We start from the raw sequence: 3387 nt of genomic DNA on the forward strand, positions 1-3387 counted from the left end.
TGTGCTGCACCCCGCGCAGCACCTGCGACGCGTCCAGGTAGTTCAGGCACCCGACCTCGTCGTCCGGACCCCACTTACCCCAGTTGCTGGGCGCGTCGGCACCCAGGAACTCACCCATCGCGGGGGCGTCAGACATCCTCGTCTCCTCACAGGAACTGAACACTCTGTAGCCGGGCGAGCGTTCGCACGGCTGATGTTTAGAGAATGATGCAGATCACCCAGCAGTGCGTCAAGACTTGAGTTCTGCCGTAACCGGGACCACTGTGTTCAGTTAATCTAAACGACCGGCGTGATCAGGAGGGGTGGCCATGACGGCAGCAGGTGGCGGTGGCCGGCCCGCCGACGCAACGCTCGGGGCACAGGTCCGCGCCGCTCGGATGGCGCAGAAGATCAGCCTGCGCGCGCTGTCGCACAGGCTCGGGGTCAGCCCGGCGACGGTCAGCCAGATCGAGAACGGTCGAACCGGTCTCAGCGTCGTGCGCCTCGGTCAGATCGCCGACGTACTGAACCTCACGGTGCCCCAGATCCTCGACATCGTCGTGGACCCGGAGGCGCCGGACGTCTCGCCCGCCTCGGCATCGCCGCACCCTCCATCCGCAGCACACTCGACCGCGGAAAACGGTGACCCTCCGGACTGGCGCACCTACGCGCCACTGGATTTCGATCCCGTGCTTCGCGCGGCACTCGAAGAGATCCTGGAAATCGGCTACCACGGCGCGACCGTGCGCGGAATCGCGTCCCGATGCGACCTGTCGGTCTCCGGGCTCTATCACTACTACACGAGCAAACAGCACATGCTGCTCACCATCCTCGACCGCACCATGACCGAGCTGCTCCAACGCGCCGAAACCGCCCGCAGCGAGGGCCGTGATCCCGTCGAGCGGTTCAGCCTGCTCATCGAGCACCTCGCTCTGTTCCACACCCATCGCCGAGAACTCGGTTTCGTCGGCGCGAGCGAGATGCGCAGCTTGGATACCGAGAATCGCATCAAGATCGCCACCATGCGGACCCGCCAGCAACGCATGGTCGACGAGGAGGTGGAAGCGGCCGTCCGCGACGGGCAGTTTCGCAACGACCATCCCCATGAGGCCTCCCGCGCGGTCGTCACCATGTGCACGGCGCTGCCCAACTGGTGGCGGCCCGATGGCCCCCTCAGCGCCGAGCGGGTCGCCCAGCAGTATGTCGGCTTCGCTCTCGACCTCATGCAGTACAGGTCGGTAGCTGCCCGGTTCCCTGGCTGAGGCGCCTCCCGGCCTGAAGACCGGGCGCAGCCAGGGTGACGGCACGTTCTACAAGCAGCCGCCCGCCGAGATCACCCCGTACTCGGGCCGGTCGGCGGAGGGCCGGCTGGTCGAGATCGCGATGTCGCCGGACTCGGTCACCCTGGCCGTGGAGATCGGCGCGGAGATGGGCGCGAAGACGGCGACCTTCGTGCAGTTCCCGATCGAGCAGCACGAACCGCTGATCGGCCTTGTACAGCAATGTCCTCGCGTCGCTGCCACCGACCGGGCACCTGGGATCGAGGACCTGCGAACCGCCTTCCCGGGGCTGTACGACAACTTCGACCTTCCCTCAGACGCACAGATCGAGGAGGTCGACGACCGCGGGGCGGTCGTCGACACCCACCTGTGGCGCGACTCCCAGCCGATGATCCGCTTCGCGCCCGGGGACGAGACCTACCTGGCCACCGACCCGTGCCCCTGCGGGCGCACGTACGTGCCGGACCTCGGCCGGAGTTCCGCATCCTGGTGCGCAAGGCCGGCGCGCTCGACGAGCTGAGCGTGCAGGCCGAGCTCGGCCACGGGACCGTCGCCGAGCTGGACGCGCTCCCGTCCGGGGAGGGTGAGGCCCGCCGCGCCGCGCTCGTGCGGCGGACCGAGGAGGCGCTGAAGCGGGCCCTTCACATCCGCGTCGCGGTCGAGCTGCTGAAGCCCGGGACCCTGCCGGAGACGACGTTCAAGGCCCGTCGCGTCGTCGACGAGCGGCCGCGAAGCTGACGACCGGAGGGGGCAGCATCAGGATGTCCCCGCCGGCCTGCGCCGTGTCGTGGTCGAGCCGGTCGTCAGCCCGGCTCGACCAGTCGGGCCCAGCCGGCCCGGACCGCGGCCAGGGCCTCGGCCGCGGTCACGGTCAACCGGATCACCGAGTCTCCCGCCACCGCGCTGACGGCCGCGAGCAGGTGCGAGATCAGGTGATCCCGCAGGACCTGCGACTGATCGACCCCGAATCGAGCGGCCACCGCCCGCAACTCCTGGGAGCGAGCACGCTAGGCCCTCTCGCGATGGTGGACCAGGGCCTGCTCGACGGCGCCGCGGCGCCGCTGCGCCACGGCCAGCTCCCGCAGCAGATCGGTGTCAGCCCGCGGGATGAGCGCCGCGATCGCCTCGCGCGCCGCGTCCGGGGTGTTGCCCAGCTCGGGCCGGGCGATCAGGTCGAGCACGGTCTGCTCGACCGTGGTCACCCATCCCTGGCCCAGCTCGGTCCGATACCGCTGGACGTCGAGCCGGGCGACGTCGCGCCGCACGAACAGCACCTCGGCCTTCCGGTCGGTCAGCTGCAGGGTGCGGCGATGTCGGGCCACGGCCACCACGGCGACGTTGAGGGCGCGCGGGATGGCCGCGTGGACGCGGGCCGCGCTGATCCCCATCAGCGCCGCCTCGCCGGTGTGGCCACCGGTGCCGGCGATCGCGAGCGCGGCGGCTTCGAGGGGCGGCAGCCAGTCCGCGCCGACCGCGTCGTCGGGGACCGCCGCGAACAGACCCGGGGCGAGCCGGTGCAAGGCCCCGCGACGTTCGAGCCGGGCGAAGTCGGCCCGGGGGTTGGCGTAGACCTCCTGGGCGTCGATGGGACGCAGGACGCGACCACGGCTGAGCAGCGCCGGCGGAACCCGCGCGGCGGCATGAGCGCCCATCACTGTCAGCTCCGTAGTTCAAAACACTACGCTCGTGACAGTGATGAAGGTAGGTCGCGGCGGGGCAGCGCGCCACCGCCACCCTGGACCTGCGTCGAGGCGCCCTCGACCCACGGCCGGCCCGCCGCACCGCAGCCCGGGCTCACAATGTGCCGGTGCGGGGATGGCCATGACCGGGGCGAGCCTTCCTCCGGGCCGCGCCGCGATGATGCGGGCGCACCCGACCCTCGGGGCGGCGGCGATGGCCACCGCGGTGCTGTCCGTCGCGCTGCGCTCGGCCGGACAACCGGCGCTGTCCGCGGTCTGGCTCGCCCTCGCCGTCGCGGTCTGGCTGGCGCTGGTGGCTGCCGTCGGCGGGCAACTGGTTCTGGACCGGGCCGGCTGGCGCGCGGTCGCGGGGACCCCGCCGGCGCTGACCGGGGTCGCCGCCACGGCGGTGCTGGGGACCCGGCTGTCGATGGCGGGGTGGGCGTGGG

6 protein-coding genes are annotated in these 3387 nt (G+C 71.2%); 4 read left to right on the forward strand and 2 right to left on the reverse strand.

The window, feature by feature from the left end; genetic code table 11:
• Nucleotides 1-308 precede the first annotated feature (308 nt).
• From HF519_RS29625 to HF519_RS32080, 3 genes are all read left to right on the forward strand, one after another.
• Nucleotides 309-1241, forward strand: a complete 933-nt coding sequence (locus HF519_RS29625; protein WP_169416260.1) for a TetR-type transcription factor C-terminal domain-containing protein — start codon at nt 309-311, stop codon at nt 1239-1241.
• Between the two features lie 121 nt (nt 1242-1362).
• The gene (locus HF519_RS32075) at nt 1363-1779 is read left to right on the forward strand and encodes a hypothetical protein (RefSeq protein WP_246245427.1); all 417 of its coding nucleotides are present in this window, start codon (nt 1363-1365) and stop codon (nt 1777-1779) included.
• Nucleotides 1749-1997 (forward strand): acyl-CoA synthetase family protein, encoded by a 249-nt coding sequence (locus tag HF519_RS32080; RefSeq protein ID WP_308259565.1) that lies wholly within the window; start codon nt 1749-1751, stop codon nt 1995-1997. The genes HF519_RS32075 and HF519_RS32080 overlap by 31 nt, the downstream gene beginning before the upstream one ends.
• Nucleotides 1998-2062: 65 nt before the next feature.
• On the opposite strand, the gene HF519_RS30735 is transcribed toward HF519_RS32080, so the two are convergent.
• Together HF519_RS30735 and HF519_RS29640 are read right to left on the reverse strand one after the other, a co-directional pair.
• On the reverse strand, nt 2063-2239 hold the full coding sequence (locus HF519_RS30735) for a hypothetical protein (protein WP_211170768.1): 177 nt from the start codon (nt 2237-2239) through the stop codon (nt 2063-2065).
• A gap of 27 nt (nt 2240-2266) precedes the next feature.
• Nucleotides 2267-2911: a type IV toxin-antitoxin system AbiEi family antitoxin gene (locus tag HF519_RS29640; protein WP_169416261.1), complete on the reverse strand. Its 645-nt coding sequence runs from the start codon at nt 2909-2911 to the stop codon at nt 2267-2269.
• Nucleotides 2912-3080: 169 nt separating this feature from the next.
• Here HF519_RS29640 and HF519_RS29645 point away from each other — a divergent pair.
• Nucleotides 3081-3387, forward strand: a 307-nt coding sequence (locus tag HF519_RS29645) for a TDT family transporter (protein ID WP_211170769.1), incomplete at its 3' end; no start/stop codon positions are given.

Source organism: Pseudonocardia bannensis, from assembly GCF_012911875.1.
Lineage (GTDB): Bacteria > Actinomycetota > Actinomycetes > Mycobacteriales > Pseudonocardiaceae > Pseudonocardia > Pseudonocardia bannensis.